This is a genomic window from Streptomyces sp. SS8 (assembly GCF_054072955.1).
Window position 1 is genome coordinate 126049 of sequence record NZ_JBSVCZ010000009.1, and the last position, 16898, is coordinate 142946.

Genomic DNA, 16898 nt, shown 5'->3' on the forward strand with positions numbered 1-16898 from the left:
GCGCTCACTCCCTCACCGGCCCGACCGGCTCCACCGGCCCGGGGCCGCCCAGCGCCCCGCGCAGCACCTCGACGGCCTCGGCCGTCGCCCGGCGGATGACGGCGGCGTGCTCCACCGCCCACGCGCCGTGGAAGGTGCCGGGGATCAGGTGCAGTTCGGCGGGCACCCCGGCGGCCAGCAGGGCGCGGGCGTAGTCGATGCCCTCGTCCCGCAGCGGGTCGAACTCCATCACCGACACGTACGCGGGAGGCAGGCCCGCCAGCCCTATCACCCCGGCGCGGGCGGGGGCGGCGTAGGGGGAGACGCCGGCGGTGCCCCGCACCCCGTGCCCCAGGTACGCGTCCCAGCTGATCGCGGCGTTGCGCCGGTTCCACACGGGCGTGTCGGTGAACCGCCGCGCGCTGGGGGTGGAGAGCCGGTCGTCGAGCGCGGGGGAGCACAGGTGCTGGAAGCGGACGGCCGGACCGCCCCGGTCGCGGGCGAGCAGGGCCAGCCCGGCGGCGAGCCCCGCCCCGGCGCTGTCGCCCCACAGAGCGATCCGCTCGGGCGCCACCCCCAGCTCCCCGGCGCGCCCCACCAGCCCGCACAGCCCGGCGTAGCAGTCCTCCAGGGGCGCGGGGAAGGGGTGCTCGGGCGCCAGCCGGTAGTCGACCGAGGCCACCAGGGCTCCGAGCCGCCGGCACAGCAGCAGGTTCCAGTCGTGGTCGACCTCCGGCGAGCCCAGCATGAAGCCGCCGCCGTGGACGGCGTACACCGCGGGCAGCGGGCCGCGGGCGCCGTGCGGCCGGTACAGCCGCAGCCGCACCCCGGGCGCACCGGCCGGTCCGGGCACGTGTGTCTCCCCGACGTCCACTCCGGAGGTGTCGGCCGCCGCCACCGCCGCGGCCACCTGCGCGGCCTGCGAGGCCCGGGCCGCGTCGAGGTCGAGCAGCTCCACCTCGGGGATCAGCGGGAGCGCCGCGGCCAGCTCGGGGTCGAACCGGTGGCGCGGGCTCATCTGCGTCCTCCGATCGCCGGCCCGGGCACGGTGGGGCGTGCGCCGGTGTCGTGATGAGACGGTGTCACGGGCTTCCTCCCAGGTCATCAGACAGGTGTCGGGAGTACGGCCGCCCTGGCCCGACACCCGTGCGTTTCTCCCCCGATCCGCCCCGCGTTCTTCCGGCCGCCGGGCGGCGGATCGGTCCGGCGAGGGCGCCGGAACCCGTTCCGACCAGCGAGAACACCTCCTCGTCACGGGAGCCGGGCCGTGCTTGACGCCGGCGCGGGGTCTCCCTATGGTCTCCCCGCTCGACCGGTAATTTTCCGGAATCCGCGATTCGCGGAATCGCGGAATCGCGGAAATCACGGAACCGCACCGCACGGGCCCGTCGCCCGGCCGCGGGCGGAGGCCCGGGGACGGGCGGAAGCGCCAGAAAGGGACCAGCCTTGACCACGACCGCCACACCCTCCCCGGAACCGACCGGCGAAGCGGCGCGCCCCCGGCGCGCCCGCGGGCTGCGCCGTCTGGCGATGCCCCTGCTGCTCTCCTGCGGCATGTGCCTGGGCGTCCTGGCCGCGGCGGGCCCCGCCCAGGCCCGCCAGGCGAACGACACCGTCGTCGAGACCACCCGCCACGGCGGCCGGACCCTCGCCCTCACCTTCGACGACGGCCCCAATCCCGCCGACACCCCGCGCCTGCTGGAGGTGCTGCGCAAGCACCACGTCAAGGCGGTCTTCTGCCTGTGGGGCGACCACGTCGACAAGCACCCCGAACTGGTCCGGAAGATCGTCGCCGGCGGCCACACGCTGTGCAACCACACCATGCACCACGACGACATGGCCACCTGGTCCCCCGAGGACATCCGGGCGGACCTGGCACGGACCAACGCCGCGATCCGCCGCGCCGCTCCGGGCGCACGGATCCCCTACTTCCGTGCCCCGTACGGCAGTTGGGGTCAGACGCCGCAGGTGGCGGCCTCGATGGGGATGCAGCCGCTGGGCTGGCGGCTGGTGATCGGAGACTGGGAGCCGCACAGCGCCGACGAGTTCGCCCGCCGCATCACCGAGGGCGTCACGCCCGGGGCCGTGGTACTGCTGCACGACGGCGGCGGCGACCGCGGCGCGACCGTCGAGGCCGTGGACCGGGCCATCCCCCGGCTCAGGGCCGAGGGCTGGCGCTTCGACAGGCCCGCCCGCCGCGGCTGAGACCGCCCATGACCGGCCCGATCAGCCCGACCGGCCCGTCCAGCCCGGCCGGCCGACCCGGCCCGACCCGCCTCCGAAGCCACCACCGGGAGACCCGCATGAGACCGAACAAGGCGCGGTTCGCCTTCCTCCGCAACCGCGCGGGACGGGCGGGCGGCTACGTCGTCGCCCTGCTCGCCGGAGCCCTGCTCCTGGGCACGGCGCCGGCCACGCCCGCCGCGCCGGGCGCCTCCCCGGCGCCCGGCAAGCACGCCGGCCGCGCCTGGGTGGGCACCTGGTCCACCACCCCCACGGCCGTCCCCGCCTCGGACACCACCGTGTTCGAGGACCAGACCATCCGCCAGAGTGTTCGCACCAGCATCGGCGGCGACAGGGTGCGCGTCCGGCTGTCCAACGAGTTCGGCGACCGGCCCCTGGTCATCGGCGAGGCCCGCATCGCCCACCGCGCGGGGGGCGGCGGCTCCACCGCCGTCGACAGGCGCACCGACCGCGCGCTCACCTTCGGCGGGCGCGCCTCGGTGACCGTCCCCGCCGGCGCGCCCGTGCTCAGCGACCCGGTCTCCCTGCGGGTGCCGGCGGGCTCCGACCTGGTGGTGAGCATCCACCTGCCCGAGCGCACCCCGGGCTCGACGGTCCACGCGTTCGCCTTCCAGCACAACCACGTCGCCTCCGGCAACGTCACCGGGCACGCGGACATCACACCGACCGCCACCATCGACCGCTGGTACTTCCTGACCGGCGTGAGCGTGAGCGCCGACCGCTCCGGGGGAGCGGGGAGGGCCTCGGCCGTCGTCGCCCTCGGCGACTCCATCACCGACGGCTCCGACACCGAGGCGAACGCCAACCACCGCTGGCCCGACTTCCTCGCCCGGCGCCTGGCCGAGGCCCGCGGACCCCTCCCGCAGGGCGTGCTCAACCAGGGCGTCAGCGGCAACCGCCTGCTGCACGACCCCAACCCCCCGGCCGGATCCGGCGCCGAGGGCTACGCGGCCTACTTCGGCCAGAGCGCCCTGCGCCGCTTCGACCGCGACGTGGCCGCCCAGCCCGGCGCCGAGCACGTCGTCGTCCTGCTGGGCGTCAACGACCTCGGCCACCCGGCCGCCGGCACCGCCCCGCCCTCGGAGAAGGTCACCGCCCGGGACGTCATCGACGGCCACCGCCAGCTCATCGCCCGCGCCCACCAGCGGGGGCTGAAGATCCACGGCGGCACCATCCTGCCGTTCAAGGGCGACGCCTTCGGCTTCCACAGCGCCGAGACCGAGGCCGCCCGCCAGGCCGTCAACCACTGGATCCGCACCAGCGGCGAGTACGACGGGGTGATCGACTTCGACCGGGCCCTGCGCGACCCCGCCGACCCCGAGCGCCTGCTGCCGCGCTACGACAGCGGCGACCACCTCCACCCCAGCGACGCCGGGGCGGAGGCGATGGCGAACGCCGTCCCCCTCCGCCTGCTGCGCTGACCGCGCCCCGCGGCGCCCCGTACCGCGCGGCGCCCGTGCCGGAGGGGAGCACGGGCGCCGCGCCATGTCCGGGGGCCCGCGCCCGGCGTGCCTCACAACCCCGGCAGCGCCTCCTGCGCGACCTCCCAGCGGCCGGGCACAGGAGCGGTGCGCACCGCCAGCTTCTCCCGGCACTCCACGCCCAGGCCCCACAGCCGCGCCTGCCGGTCGCGCAGCGGCCGCCCGCACATCCGGCACGTCACGCGCGGCCGGCCGCCCTCCCCGGGCGGCTCCGGGCTGCCGGGAAGCGGTTCGGCTCCGGGGCCGGGTACGGACTCGGGTTCGGGACCAGCGCTCACTCCACCGGTCTACCAGGCCCCGCGCCGGCGCGCGAGAGCGGCTCCCGGGGACGCGGACGGGCCGCGGACCGCACGCCGTGTGGTCGTGCGGTCCGCGGCCCGTCGGCCGTCCGAAGCGCCGGGGAGCGCCGGGGAGCGGCGTTCCCCGGCGCCGGCCAGAGTTCTCAGAGGTCGAAGTACATCTCGAACTCGTGCGGGTGCGGGCGGAGCTGGATCGGGGCGATCTCGTTGGTGCGCTTGTAGTCGATCCAGGTCTCGATCAGGTCGGCGGTGAAGACGCCGCCGGCCTGCAGGTACTCGTTGTCCGCCTCCAGGGCCTCCAGGACGGCCGGCAGGGAGGTCGGCACCTGCGGGACGTTCGCGTGCTCCTCCGGAGCCAGCTCGTAGAGGTCCTTGTCGATCGGCTCGGCCGGCTCGATCTTGTTCTTGACGCCGTCCAGACCGGCCAGCAGCAGGGCCGAGAAGGCCAGGTACGGGTTGGAGGACGGGTCCGGGGCGCGGAACTCCACGCGCTTGGCCTTGGGGTTGGAGCCGGTGATCGGGATGCGCATCGCGGCGGAGCGGTTGCGCTGCGAGTACACCAGGTTCACCGGGGCCTCGAAGCCGGGCACCAGGCGGTGGTAGGAGTTCACCGTCGGGTTGGTGAAGGCCAGCAGCGACGGGGCGTGCCTGAGGATGCCGCCGATGTAGTAGCGGGCGGTGTCCGACAGGCCCGCGTAGCCCTGCTCGTCGTAGAACAGCGGCTCGCCGCCGGACCACAGCGACTGGTGGACGTGCATGCCCGAGCCGTTGTCGCCGAAGATCGGCTTGGGCATGAAGGTGGCGGTCTTGCCGTTGCGCCAGGCGACGTTCTTGATGATGTACTTGAACAGCATCAGGTCGTCGGCGGCCGCCAGCAGCGTGTTGAACCTGTAGTTGATCTCCGCCTGGCCGGCGGTGCCGACCTCGTGGTGCTGGCGCTCGACCTTCAGGCCCACCCGGTCCAGCTCCAGCGACATCTCGGCGCGCAGGTCGGCGAAGTGGTCGACCGGCGGGGTCGGGAAGTAGCCGCCCTTGTAGCGGACCTTGTAGCCGCGGTTGTCCTCCAGCGCACCGGTGTTCCAGGCGCCGGCCTCGGAGTCGATGTGGTAGAAGGACTCGTTCGCACTGGTCTGGAAGCGGACGCTGTCGAAGACGTAGAACTCGGCCTCGGGCCCGAAGTAGGCGGTGTCCGCGATGCCGGAGGAGGCGAGGTACGCCTCGGCCTTCTTCGCCACGTTGCGCGGGTCCCGGCTGTACTGCTCGCCGGTGATCGGGTCGTGGATGAAGAAGTTGATGTTGAGCGTCTTGTCGCGGCGGAACGGGTCCAGGCGGGCGGTGGACAGGTCCGGCAGCAGCGCCATGTCGGACTCGTGGATCGCCTGGAAGCCGCGGATCGAGGACCCGTCGAAGGCCTGCATCTCGGACGGGTCGAACGTCGAGGCCGGGATCGTGAAGTGCTGCATGATGCCCGGCAGGTCGCAGAAGCGGACGTCGACGAACTTCACGTCGTTGTCCGCGATGTACTTCTTTGCCTCGTCGGCGTTCTGGAACATCCAAGTCCTCCTAGTCCCGCCGCGAGGGGACGGGGTGGCAGCTCGAGTGGCAGTCCAGTGCGATGTCCTGCTGTCGCCCGACCTTAGATTTGCGGGATTTCTCAAGCATGACCCATTTGTTTCGGTGATGTTAACCGGACGAGTGTGCGGACGGTCGCTCCCGGTGCCCTCCCGGTGCCGCTCCGTGCCCTCCGCCGCCGTCCCCGGCGCCGCCCTCGCGGCCGTATGCGGCCCCCGCGGCCCGGCCGGGTACCCGGGAAGGCCGCGCGCTACCGTTGACGGGTGGACAACAGGCAAGCAATCGGATCCTGGCTCTCCGGCCCCAGGGCCGCGGCCGAGCAGATGGGCGCGGACTTCGGCTACCGGGGCGAGAGGCTGGGGCTGCCCCAGGACGGTCCGGGGTCGATCGCCCCGCTGGGCCGCCGGTTCGGCGCGATCTTCATCGACTGGGGCCTGTGCGTGCTGATCGCATACGGTCTGCTCACGGGCGGCGACCTCGGCTCGGCGGGGAACTGGGCCCTGCTGGTCTTCGCGGTGCTCGGCGTCCTCACCGTCGGCACGGTCGGCTTCACCCCGGGCAAGCGGCTGCTGGGCCTGCGGGTGGTCTCCGCGCGCGGCGGGCGGCTGACACTGCCCCGCGCGGTGGTGCGCACGGCGCTGCTGGTGCTCGCCGTGCCGGCGCTGGTGTGGGACCGCGACTCGCGCGGCCTGCACGACCGGCTCTCCGGCGCCGTGCAGGTGCGTGTCTGAGCCAGGAGCCGAAGCTCCGCGACGGACGCCGAACGGATGTGGGCGGGGCCCGGAACTCCGAGGAGTTCCGGGCCCCGCCCACATCCGTTCCGCCCGGCGTACCGGGCACACGCGCCTCAGCGGCGGGTCGGGCCCTTCGGCATCCGCATGCCGCGGGGCATCGGCCCCTTGGGCATCGGCAGGTTGTTCATCAGGTCGCCCATGGCCCGCAGCCGGTCGTTGGTCTCCGTCACCTGCGGACCCTGGAGCACCCGGGGGAACTTCAGCAGCTTGGTGCGGAGCTTCTTCAGCTCCGTCTGGCCCTCGCCGGTGCCCACGATCACGTCATGGACCGGGACGCCGCTGACGATGCGCGCCATGCGCTTCTTCTCGGAGGCGATCAGGGAGCGCACCCGGTTCGGGTTCCCCTCGCCGACGAGCACGATGCCCGCCTTGCCCACGGCCCGGTGGACGACGTCCTGCTGCCGGTTCATGGCGACGGCCGGGGTGACCGTCCAGCCGCGGCCGATGTTGTCCAGGACGGCGGCCGCCGCGCCCGGCTGGCCCTCCATCTGGCTGAACGCCGCCCGCTCGGCCCGGCGGCCGAAGATGATCGCCATCGCGAGGAAGGCCAGCAGGAAGCCCAGGATGCCCAGGTAGACGGGGTGGCCGACCCAGAAGCCGATCGCGAGGAGAACACCGAAGGTGACGAGCCCCACGCCCGCGAGGACGAAGCCGATCGACTTGTCGACGCGCCGCGTCATCTTGTACGTCAGGGCGATCTGCTTGAGCCGCCCCGGATTCTCGGATGTTTCCTTCCTCGCCATACAGCGAAGTCTACGTCGCCCGCCCGCGCCGGGGCGCCGCGGCCTCCGGGACCGCCGCGGCCCTCCCGCCCGCGCCCGGCGGCGGCCCCCTAAGGACCGCCGCCCGGTGCCAGGCCGGCCGCCGGTGCCGCACCGGCGGCCGGCCTGGCACCGGGCGGCGGTCGTCAGGCCGCGGTGGCGCCCCGGCGCTCGACCGCCTGCCGGTACAGGCGCCCGGCACGGTAGGAGGAGCGGACCAGCGGGCCGGACATGACACCGGCGAAGCCGATCTCGTCCGCCTCGTCCTTCAGCTCCACGAACTCCTGGGGCTTGACCCAGCGCTCCACCGGGTGGTGCCGCGGCGAGGGGCGCAGGTACTGGGTGATGGTGATCAGCTCGCAGCCGGCCTCGTGCAGGTCGCGCAGGGCCTGGCTGACCTCCTCGCGGGTCTCGCCCATCCCCAGGATCAGGTTGGACTTGGTGACCAGCCCCTCCGCGCGGGCCCGGGTGATCACCTCCAGCGACCGCTCGTAACGGAAGGCGGGACGGATGCGCTTGAAGATCCGCGGGACCGTCTCGACGTTGTGCGCCAGTACCTCCGGGCGCGAGGAGAAGACCTCGGCGAGCTGCTCGGGCACCGCGTTGAAGTCCGGGATCAGCAGCTCGACGCCGGTGTCCGGCATCAGGGCGTGGATCTGGCGGACGGTCTCGGCGTACAGCCAGGCGCCGCCGTCGGGCAGGTCGTCGCGCGCGACGCCGGTGATCGTGGCGTAGCGCAGCTCCATCTGCTGGACGGACTCGGCCACCCGGCGCGGCTCGTCGCGGTCGAACTCGGCGGGCTTGCCGGTGTCGATCTGGCAGAAGTCGCAGCGCCGGGTGCACTGCTCGCCTCCGATGAGGAAGGTGGCCTCGCGGTCCTCCCAGCACTCGAAGATGTTGGGACAGCCGGCCTCCTGGCACACCGTGTGCAGGCCCTCGCGCTTGACCAGGGACTGCAGTGCGTTGTACTCGGGGCCCATCTTCGCCCGGGTCTTGATCCACTCGGGCTTGCGCTCGATGGGGGTCTGGCTGTTCCGGACCTCCAGGCGCAGCAGCTTCCTACCGTCGGGTGCGACAGCGGACACGTCCGGCACTCCCCTTTGTGTTGGTGGCCTTTGAATCTTCGGCGCACACCAGGGTACGCCTTGGCTTGTTCGGGTCAGACGGCGCGGGGCAGCGGTTCCGTGGACTCCAGCACCGCGCGCAGATGCTTCTCCACCACGGGCAGCACCTCGGCGACGGTCACCGGTCTGCCCAGCTCCTGGGTGAGCGAGGTGACCCCGGCGTCCCGGATGCCGCACGGCACGATGCGGTCGTACCCGGTGTTGTCCGAGTCGCAGTTCAGCGCGAAGCCGTGCATGGTCACGCCCTTGGCCACCCGGATCCCGATGGCGGCGAGCTTGCGGTCGTCGCCGCGCTGGCCGGCGTTGGAGGGCGCGTACTCGGGCCCGCGCAGCCTCGGGTCGTACTCGTCGTCGTGGAGACCGGGATCGAAGTCCAGCTCCAGACCGCCCGGCGCGGTCCCCTCCGACCGCTTCCCGGCCTCGCCCAGCACCCACACCCCGCTGCGTCCCTCGACCCGGGTGGTGGCCAGGCCGAACTCCGCGCAGGTGCGGATCAGCGCCTCCTCCAGCCGCCGCACATGGGCGACGACGTCCACCGGGCGGGGCAGCTTCAGGATCGGGTAGCCGACGAGCTGGCCCGGGCCGTGCCAGGTGATCTTGCCGCCGCGGTCCACGTCCACCACGGGGGTGCCGTCCAGGGGGCGCTCGCTGTCCTCGGTGCGCCGGCCGGCCGTGTACACCGGCCGGTGCTCCAGCAGCAGGCAGGTGTCGGGGATCTCGTCGGCGAAGCGGGCCGAGTGGACCTCGCGCTGCCTGCGCCACGCCTCCAGATACTCCACGGCGTCCTCGCCGAAGCCCAGATGGACAAAGCGCAGCTCGCTCACGGCGGCTCCTCCTCCGGTCGTCCCAGGGTCGCGGCACACCTCGTCGCGCGTCCCGGCAGCCAACTGTACGGCTCCGGGGCCGGGCGGCGGCGGGCCGGTGGCGGCCGGCGGCCGCCCGGTGACGGACCGGTGAAGGGGACGCGACGCAGGGTCGCCGAACGGTTCCGCCTCCCGCACCCACTCACACGTATGGATGAAACCCGCGCTCAGACCCCCGGAGGGGCGGAGGGGAAGGCTACATTCGCGCCGTTCCAGCAGGGCGCCCCGGCGTCTGTCGTACCCCAAGCCGTGAGGCAGGAGACCGCAAAGCCGATGTCGACGGAACGACCTGGGAAATCCTCCCAGCGCACCCCCAACCGCCAGCTCGCCGCGCTCATCGCCGAGGCCGGGTTCTCCAACGCCGGGCTCGCCCGGCGGGTCGACCAGCTCGGGCTGGAGCACGGACTGGACCTCCGGTACGACAAGACCTCGGTGACGCGCTGGCTGCGCGGACAGCAGCCGCGCGGCACGACGCCGGCGCTGATCGCCGAGGTCTTCACCCGCCGCCTGGGCCGCAGGCTCACCGCCCAGGACCTGGGACTGGACGCGTGCGCCCCGGTCTACGCCGGGCTGGAGTTCGCGGCCACACCGGGCGAGGCGGTGGACATCGTCGGCGGCCTGTGGCGCAAGGACACCGGCAACCACGCCGAGCTGCGCAAGATCGCCTTCACCCCGGCCGGGCTGGTGGTGCCCAGCCGGGACTGGCTGATCGGCCGCCCCGACGAGCGCGTGGCGCGCGGCGAGCCCGCGCCGGAGGGCGCGCGGGTGCCCGCCCAGGGCCGCGGGCCCCTGTCGCCGGCGGCCGTACCGCCGCCCCGGGTGGGGCAGGCGGCCCGGATCGAACGGGTGGAGCGGGGCCCGGGGCAGCGGGTCACCGCCGGGGACGTCGCCGCCCTGCGCTCGGTCGGCGAGCTGTTCCGCGCCCTCGACCACGCCTACGGCGGCGGCCACGCCCGGCAGGCGCTGGTGCGCTACCTGGAGCACGAGGCCGAGCCGATGCTGCGCGGCTCCTACGGGGAGCAGACCGGGCGCCGGCTGTTCGCCGCGGTGGCCGACCTGACCCGCCTGGCGGGCTGGACGGCGTACGACATCGCCGCGCACGGGCTGGCGCAGCGCTACTTCGTCCAGGCACTGCGGCTGGCCCAGGCCGCCGGGGACCGGGCGTACGGCAGCTATGTGCTGGTGACGATGAGCAGGCAGGCGGTGTACCTCGGGCACGGCCGCGAGGCGGTGCAGCTCGCGCGGGTCGCCCAGCAGGGCGTCGGCTCCTCGGTGCCGCCGGTCGTCCAGGCGCTGCTGCACGCCGTGGAGGCGCGCGGGCACGGGGTGCTGGGGGAGGTACGGGCGTGCACGGCGTCGCTGGCCCGCGCCGAGCGGGCGCTGGAGCAGGCGCGGGCGGGCGACGAGGTGCCGCACTGGGCGCGGTTCTTCGACGAGGCGCAGCTCGCCGACGAGTTCGGGCACTGCCACCGGGACCTCCAGCAGTACCGGGCGGCGGCCCAGCACGCCGAGCGCTCCCTGCAGCTGCGGGGCCCGGGTTTTGTGCGCAGCCGGCTGTTCTGCCGGATGGTGCTGGCCACGGCCCGGCTGGGGCTGGGCGACGTGGAGCAGGCGTGCGCCCTGGCCGCGGAGTCGGCGCAGCAGGCGGTGGAGATGCGGTCGGTGCGGGCGCACGAGTACGTCAAGGACTTCGAGCGCCGCCTGGAGCCGTACCGGGACGCCACACCGGTGCGCACCTACCGCGAGCGGGTCGCCGCCCTGGTCTGACTCCTGGAGCCCTCCGCCGCCCGCAGGCCGACCGTGCCGCCGCGCCGCCACGCGGCGGCACGGTCAAGTCCGGACCCGGCTCCTGCCCCCGCCGTCCCCGGTCCCCTCAGGCCGCGGCGGGCAGGAGTGGGCCCAGCTCACGCGGCCGGATGCCGAAGTCACGGCGGACGGCGTCCGCGGCGCGGCGTGCCGAGCGCAGCGCGCCCTGGGCGTCGGCGGTGTCGCGGTGGTCGCCGCAGACGTACAGGCCGTACAGCACCCGGACCGGGCGCCGCGGGTCGTGCGGCGCGGGGGTGGCGGGCACGGCCAGCGGGTCGTGGTGCACGGCCAGCAGCTCCCAGCGGCCGGTCGGGACGCCGTACAGTCCGGCGAGCTGGGCGCGCGCGGCCCGGTCCAGCGCGGCGGCCGGCTCGGACGCGGCGGGGCCCAGCACCACGGAGGTGACCAGCGCGCGCCCCGGCCGGGCGCGCGAGGGGTCCACGGCGCTGGCGACGGCGGTGTACGCCACCGGGCCGCGCCGGTCGGCGTCGAGGACGAGCAGCGGCTCGTCCGTCGGCGCAGGGCCGTCCACCGCGTGGTGCAGCACGGTCACCGGGCGGAAGTCCGGCACCCGCAGGCCCGGCAGCAGCTCGGCCGCGTCGCGGGCCCCGGTGGCGATGAGCACCGCGCGGCAGCGGATCGTGCCGTGGTCGCGCGTGACCACGGCGTTGGCGGCCACGGACAGCACACGCACCCCGGTGCGGACGGTGCCCGGCGGCAGCCCGTCCGCCAGGGCCCGGGGCACCGAGGCCGCGCCGCCCGCGGGCAGGCACAGCCCGCCGCGGGCGAAGTCGCGCAGCGCCAGATCGCCGATCCGGCTGGAGGTCGTCAGCTCCGGGTCGCACAGCAGCGCGCCGAGCAGGGGGCGCAGCAGGCCGTCGGCCGCCCGGGGCGGCAGGGCGCGGACGGCCAGGGCCTGGGCGGCGGACAGCTCCGGGCGGGCGGTCAGGCGCTCGGCGGAGGTCGAGGCGAACCGGGCGAGCTGTGCGCGCAGCCGGGCCTGGTCCAGGGTGGTGCCCAGGGTGGTGCCGAGGGCGCCGCCCGGGGGGCGCCGGGCGGCGGCCAGGGCACTCACCGCGGCGCGTGCGCCCCGCGAGCCGCGGGGCTGCCGGGGAATGTGGGCGGTGCGGGGGCCGCGGGCCGCCCTGGTGGCGCGGGGCGCGCCGACGCGCAGTGCGCGGCCGCCGCTGCGGATCAGCACCCCGGAGGCGAAGGGGCGCAGGTCGAGCCCGGCCAGACCGGGGCAGCGGCGCAGTTCCGACCAGCCGGACGACAGCGGCCGGCCGCCGCGGTCCAGCCGGTAGCCGTCGATCTCCTCGGTGGCCATCCGGCCTCCGACGGCGCCCGTGGCCTCCAGCACGGTGACGTGCAGCCCGGCGCCGGTCAGATGGTGCGCGGCGGCCAGGCCGGCCAGGCCCGCGCCGACGACGACGACGTCGGTGGTCTCCCGGCCTCGGCCGGGGCTGGGACGGAGTGCGCTGCCGGGCATGGGCCCTCCCGTGGTCGACGCTGCGGCGCGAACGGACGTCCGGGTGGTTCCTGCCCTCCGAAGGCGCGTTCGACGCACGCTTTCAAGCCGACCCTAGGGAAGCGCGCGATCACGGACAGTCGCGCACGCACCGGGCACGGTCGCACACCGGTCGCGCACGGGTGTACGGCGGTCGCACACCGCTCGGGCCCGGCTCGTGCCGCACTCGCCCGCCGCCGACCGCCCGTACGGCCCGGCGGAAGCGTCCCGTGGACGCAGGCGCGGGCGCGAGATCAGCGCAGCGCCGCCCGGACGGCGTCCTCGATACCGGGGAAGGCGAAGACGAAGCCGGACTCCAGCAGCCGCCGGGGCAGCACCCGCTGGCTGCCGAGCACATCCGTGGAGAACTCGCCCAGCACCGCGCGGAGCGCGAACGCGGGCACCGGCAGTACGGCCGGGCGGTGCAGCACCCGGCCCATCGCGGCGGCCACCTCCCGCTGGGTGACCGGTTCGGGCGCGGTCAGGTTCACCGGCCCGGACAGCTCCCCGGTATCCAGCAGATGCCGCAGCGCGGCGATGTGGTCGTGCAGCGCGATGTGGCTCCAGTACTGCCGGCCGCTGCCCAGCGGACCGCCCAGCCCTGCCCTGAAGACCGGGAACAGCCGCCCCCACGCCCCTCCGGTGCGGGAGACCACCAGCCCGGTACGGGCGTACACGGTGCGGATCCCCGCCTCCTCGGCCGGCGCGGCGGCCTCCTCCCACTCCTGGCAGACCTCGGCGAGGAAGCCGTGACCGGGTGGCGCGTCCTCGTCCACGGCGCGGTCGCCGGTGTCGCCGTAGTAGCCGACGGCGGTGCCGACCACCAGGGTGCGCGGCGGGGTGTCGAGCGAGGCCACGGCCTCGGCGACGGCGGCCGTCCCCAGGACCCGGCTGTCGCGGATCTCCCGCTTGTACGCCTCGGTCCAGCGGTGGTCGCCGACGCCGGCGCCGGCCAGATGCACCACCGCCTCGCAGCCCACCAGCCCGGCAGCGTCCACGTACTGCCGCCCGGGATCCCACTCCACCTCCTCGCCCGTCCGTGCCGGACGCCGCACCAGGCGCAGCACCTCGTGCCCGTCGGCGTGCAGGGAGTCCACAAGAGCCCGGCCGATGAGGCCGGAGGAGCCGGTGACCGCGATACGCATGGGGGCAATCCTGATGGACAGCCGGTCCGATGGCGAGGCACAGTGACCGGCATGTCCGCGTCCCCGGCGTCCCCGGTCCCTTCCGCGTCCCCGGCCTCCCCGCGCCTCCTGGTACGTCCCGCCGCCGAGGGGGACGGCGAGGCCCTCGGAGAGCTGGACCGGCGCACCTGGTCGCCGGCGCACGCGGTCACCCCGAGGCCGCGGCCGCCGTACGGCCCGTTCTTCCACGACGGCAACAGGCCCCTCCAGTTCCTCGTCGCCGAACTGGAGGGCAGGCCGGTGGGCTACGTCAAGCTGGCGCGGCCCACCCCGCTCGAGAGCAACGGCCACGTCCGTCAGATCCAGGGGCTGGCGGTGGACGGCGCGGCGCGCGGCCGGGGTGTGGGCAGGGCGTTGCTGCGCGCGGCGATGGCCGAGGCGAGGCGGCAGGGCGCCTCGCGGATCACCCTGCGGGTGCTGGGCCACAACGCGCCCGCGCGGGCGCTGTACGCCTCGGAGGGCTTCGCGGTGGAGGGCGTGCTGCCGGGGGAGTTCCTGCTGGAGAGCGGGTACGCGGACGACGTGCTGATGGGGCGCTCGCTGGCCTCCGGCTGATCCTCCCGATCCGCCGGGCCCGCGACCCCGGGCCGCCCGCCGGCCCGGGTCACCCCTCAGGCGGCCCGAACCGCTCCCACAGCCGGGGGAAGGCCGCGGCCAGCGCCCGGTCGTCCCCTGAACCGGGCGGTGGGCCCTCCGGCTCCGGGGGCGGGTCGGACAGGCCGAGATCGGGCAGCTCCAGACCGGTGAGCCGCTCGTAGGCCTCGTCCGCGGCGGCGCCGATGTCCTCGCCCTCGCCGTCCACCTCCGGGTCGAAGTCCTCCAGCAGGCCGGCGAGTGAGTCCGGGTCGTGCAGCGCGCCCTCGAACACCTTCCTGCCCCGGCCGACCAGCCAGCAGCGGAAGGAGTCGAAGGCGTCCTCGTCCGCTCCGCCCAGCAGCACCCGGGCCGCTCCCCACAGGTCCCGGCGCCAGGCCCGGTTCACCCGGGCCTCGAAGTGGCGGGCGAAGTCCACGACGGTGTCCGGGTCGAGCCGCGTCAGCCGGTCCACCAGCAGTTCGGCGTGGTCGGCCGGGTCGCCCCCGGCGGCCTCGCGGGTGTCGTCGACCAGCTCCCAGAACTCCGTCTCGTGCATCGTCACGGGACAAGGATCCGCCCTGCCGGCGCCGCCCGCACGCGGGGCCGCCCGCCGGCGCGCCGCCCGGCCCGGGCCGGGCGGGAAAACCCGACAGGAGATGTCCGGTATCGGTGGCAGCGTGCCCGGTGCGCACAAGGCGCCGGGCAGGTACGGGTACAGATGACGGCCGGGCGGCGCCTGAGGACACACGGAAGGACGAACACGTGAAAACGGCAGCGGTGTCAGCGGCGTCGGGGAAGAGCCTGGAGGGCAAGGTAGCCCTGGTGGCGGGGGCCACCAGGGGCGCGGGCCGGGCCATGGCCGTGGAGCTGGGCCGGGCGGGCGCGACGGTGTACGCCACCGGCCGCACCACACGCGGGCACGTCAGCGAGGTGGGCCGCCCCACCGAGACGATCGAGGAGACCGCCGAACTGGTCACGGCGGCCGGGGGCACCGGCATCGCGGCGGTGGTCGATCACCTGGATCCGGAGGAGGTCCGCGCCCTGGTGGAGCGGATCGACCGCGAGCACGGGCGCCTGGACGTCCTGGTCAACGACGTCTGGGGCGGCAACCACCTGCTCGACTTCGACACGAAGGTGTGGGAGGTCGAGCTGGACAAGGGGCTGCGGATGCTGCGGCTGGGAGTGGAGACCCACCTGGTCACCAGCCACTTCGCCCTGCCCCTGCTGACCCGGCGGCCGGGCGGGCTGGTGGTGGAGGTCACCGACGGCACCGCCGAGTACAACGGCCCCAGGTACCGCGGCAACCTCTTCTTCGACCTGGCGAAGAACGCACCCATCCGGGCGGCCTTCGGCCTGGCCGAGGAGCTGAGGGAGTACGGCTGCACGGCGGTCTGCCTCTCCCCGGGCTTCCTGCGCTCGGAGGAGATGCTCGACATCTTCGGGGTGAGCGAGGAGAACTGGCGCGACGCTCTCGTCCGGGAACCGCACTTCGCCATCGCCGAGTCGCCCGCCTACGTCGGCCGGGCGGTGGCGGCCCTGGCGTGCGACCCGGACGCGGCCCGCTGGAACGGGCAGTCCCTGTCCAGCGGGCAGCTCGCCATCGAGTACGGCTTCACCGACACCGACGGCTCGCGGCCGGACGGCTGGCGGTACTTCATCGAGGTCGTCCACGGCGGGAAGGAGGCGAGCCCCGAGGACTACCGGTAGAGCCCGGCCATGTGCTCGGCCGCCCGTGCCATGCGCTCGCGCAGCGCGGGCGGGCCGAGCACCTCGCACTCGGGGCCGAGGACGAGCAGCTGTTCGTAGGCGACGTCCAGGGACTCCACGGGCAGGGTGATAGTGGTCAGCCCCTCCCCGTCGGTCTCCCCCCGCGCCAGCGCGTCCTCGGCAGCCGCCCGGTCGGCGGCGTGCCGCAGCACACGCCTCCCGGCTTCCGTCAGCCGCACCACGACGGTCTCGCGCAGAATCGAGCGGGCGAAGGCCGCGGCCCGTTCCTCCCAGAAACCGGCCAGGTCGAAGTCCGCCTCCCGCCCGAACCGGCCGTCGAGGGGGGTGACGGAGTCGAAGCGGTCCACCCGGTAGACGCGCGGATCCCCGTCGGCGCGGGCGACGAGGTACCACACGCCGGCCTTGAGCACCAGGCCGTACGGCTCCAGCGTCCGCCGCGCCGGGGAGCCGTCCCGGCGGCGGTAGCGCGCGGCGACCGGCCGGTCGTCCCACACGGCCTCGGCCAGCGCCGGCAGCGCTTTCGGCGTCTCGGTCGGCTGCCACCATCCCGGGGCGTCCAGGTGGAACCGCTGCGCCGCGCTGCGCGGGGCGTCCGCCAGCTCGGGGGTGAGGGCCGCGGCCACCTTCAGCCGGGCGGCCGAGGCCGCGTCCGCCAGGCCCATCTCCCGCAGTGCGGAGGGCACCCCGGACAGGAACAGGGCCTCCGCCTCGTCGCGCCCCAGGCCCGTCAGCCGGGTGCGGTAGCCGCCGACCAGCCGGTAGCCGCCGGTCCGCCCCCGGTCGGCGTAGACGGGGATCCCCGCCTCCGACAGGGCCAGCGCGTCGCGGGCGACGGTCCGCTCGGAGACCTCCAGCCGCTCGGCCAGTTCGGCGGCGGTCATCGACCGCCGCGTCTGGAGCAGCAGCACCATCTCGATCAGCCTGGCAGCACGCATGCGCCCATCATCCACGCCGGGGCGCGCGGCGCGGCGGGCGCTGTT

Annotated in this window: 16 protein-coding genes; 6 read left to right on the plus strand and 10 right to left on the minus strand. The window is 74.9% G+C overall.

The genetic code is table 11. The features are described 5' to 3' along the window. Window positions 1–4: 4 nt before the first annotated feature. Window positions 5–997: an alpha/beta hydrolase gene (locus tag ACW69E_RS11555; RefSeq protein ID WP_457498084.1), complete on the minus strand. Its 993-nt coding sequence runs from the start codon at window positions 995–997 to the stop codon at window positions 5–7. Window positions 998–1425: 428 nt separating this feature from the next. On the opposite strand from ACW69E_RS11555, the gene ACW69E_RS11560 reads away from it, so the two are divergent. Further along, window positions 1426–2184, plus strand: coding sequence for a polysaccharide deacetylase family protein (locus ACW69E_RS11560; protein ID WP_457498085.1), 759 nt, complete (start codon window positions 1426–1428; stop codon window positions 2182–2184). A gap of 98 nt (window positions 2185–2282) precedes the next feature. Continuing rightward, a complete protein-coding gene (locus ACW69E_RS11565; protein WP_457498086.1) occupies window positions 2283–3644 on the plus strand; it encodes an SGNH/GDSL hydrolase family protein in 1362 nt (453 codons plus the stop codon). 92 nt (window positions 3645–3736) lie between these two features. Here the strand turns inward: ACW69E_RS11565 and ACW69E_RS11570 are convergent, their stop codons facing one another. Both ACW69E_RS11570 and glnA read right to left on the minus strand, forming a co-directional pair. After that, window positions 3737–3982, minus strand: a complete 246-nt coding sequence (locus ACW69E_RS11570; RefSeq protein ID WP_457498087.1) for a DUF6011 domain-containing protein — start codon at window positions 3980–3982, stop codon at window positions 3737–3739. Window positions 3983–4146: 164 nt separating this feature from the next. Beyond that, entirely contained in the window at window positions 4147–5556 is a 1410-nt protein-coding gene (gene glnA, locus ACW69E_RS11575) for a type I glutamate--ammonia ligase (protein WP_457498088.1), read from the minus strand. 282 nt (window positions 5557–5838) lie between these two features. Between glnA and ACW69E_RS11580 the strand changes: the two genes are divergently transcribed. Continuing rightward, window positions 5839–6306 carry an RDD family protein gene (locus ACW69E_RS11580; protein WP_457498089.1) on the plus strand — a complete coding sequence of 156 codons (468 nt, stop codon included), beginning with the start codon at window positions 5839–5841 and terminating at the stop codon, window positions 6304–6306. Window positions 6307–6422: 116 nt separating this feature from the next. Here ACW69E_RS11580 and ACW69E_RS11585 read toward each other — a convergent pair whose 3' ends face one another. The 3 genes from ACW69E_RS11585 to lipB form a co-directional block, all read right to left on the minus strand. Next, a complete protein-coding gene (locus tag ACW69E_RS11585; RefSeq protein ID WP_457498090.1) occupies window positions 6423–7112 on the minus strand; it encodes a DUF4191 domain-containing protein in 690 nt (229 codons plus the stop codon). A gap of 164 nt (window positions 7113–7276) precedes the next feature. Next, complete coding sequence (gene lipA / locus ACW69E_RS11590; protein WP_279948188.1) at window positions 7277–8215, minus strand: lipoyl synthase; 939 nt, start codon at window positions 8213–8215, stop codon at window positions 7277–7279. Window positions 8216–8289: 74 nt separating this feature from the next. Then, window positions 8290–9078 carry a lipoyl(octanoyl) transferase LipB gene (gene lipB / locus ACW69E_RS11595; protein ID WP_457498091.1) on the minus strand — a complete coding sequence of 263 codons (789 nt, stop codon included), beginning with the start codon at window positions 9076–9078 and terminating at the stop codon, window positions 8290–8292. 312 nt (window positions 9079–9390) lie between these two features. Here lipB and ACW69E_RS11600 point away from each other — a divergent pair, with 312 nt between their 5' ends. Then, entirely contained in the window at window positions 9391–10884 is a 1494-nt protein-coding gene (locus tag ACW69E_RS11600; RefSeq protein ID WP_457498092.1) for a regulator, read from the plus strand. A 106-nt stretch (window positions 10885–10990) separates the two neighbouring features. Here ACW69E_RS11600 and ACW69E_RS11605 read toward each other — a convergent pair whose 3' ends face one another. Together ACW69E_RS11605 and ACW69E_RS11610 are read right to left on the minus strand one after the other, a co-directional pair. Further along, a complete protein-coding gene (locus ACW69E_RS11605) occupies window positions 10991–12412 on the minus strand; it encodes an FAD-dependent oxidoreductase (RefSeq protein WP_457498093.1) in 1422 nt (473 codons plus the stop codon). A gap of 272 nt (window positions 12413–12684) precedes the next feature. Further along, window positions 12685–13584: a TIGR01777 family oxidoreductase gene (locus ACW69E_RS11610; protein WP_457498149.1), complete on the minus strand. Its 900-nt coding sequence runs from the start codon at window positions 13582–13584 to the stop codon at window positions 12685–12687. 42 nt (window positions 13585–13626) lie between these two features. Between ACW69E_RS11610 and ACW69E_RS11615 the strand changes: the two genes are divergently transcribed. Next, on the plus strand, window positions 13627–14169 hold the full coding sequence (locus ACW69E_RS11615) for an N-acetyltransferase family protein (protein ID WP_457498094.1): 543 nt from the start codon (window positions 13627–13629) through the stop codon (window positions 14167–14169). A gap of 49 nt (window positions 14170–14218) precedes the next feature. Here ACW69E_RS11615 and ACW69E_RS11620 read toward each other — a convergent pair whose 3' ends face one another. Next, window positions 14219–14746, minus strand: coding sequence for a DUF4240 domain-containing protein (locus tag ACW69E_RS11620; protein ID WP_457498150.1), 528 nt, complete (start codon window positions 14744–14746; stop codon window positions 14219–14221). A 206-nt stretch (window positions 14747–14952) separates the two neighbouring features. Between ACW69E_RS11620 and ACW69E_RS11625 the strand changes: the two genes are divergently transcribed. Beyond that, window positions 14953–15897, plus strand: a complete 945-nt coding sequence (locus ACW69E_RS11625; protein WP_457498095.1) for an SDR family oxidoreductase — start codon at window positions 14953–14955, stop codon at window positions 15895–15897. Here ACW69E_RS11625 and ACW69E_RS11630 read toward each other — a convergent pair. Beyond that, window positions 15888–16853 carry a helix-turn-helix transcriptional regulator gene (locus ACW69E_RS11630; RefSeq protein WP_457498096.1) on the minus strand — a complete coding sequence of 322 codons (966 nt, stop codon included), beginning with the start codon at window positions 16851–16853 and terminating at the stop codon, window positions 15888–15890. The two genes, ACW69E_RS11625 and ACW69E_RS11630, sit on opposite strands and share 10 nt — an antisense overlap. Window positions 16854–16898 lie beyond the last annotated feature (45 nt).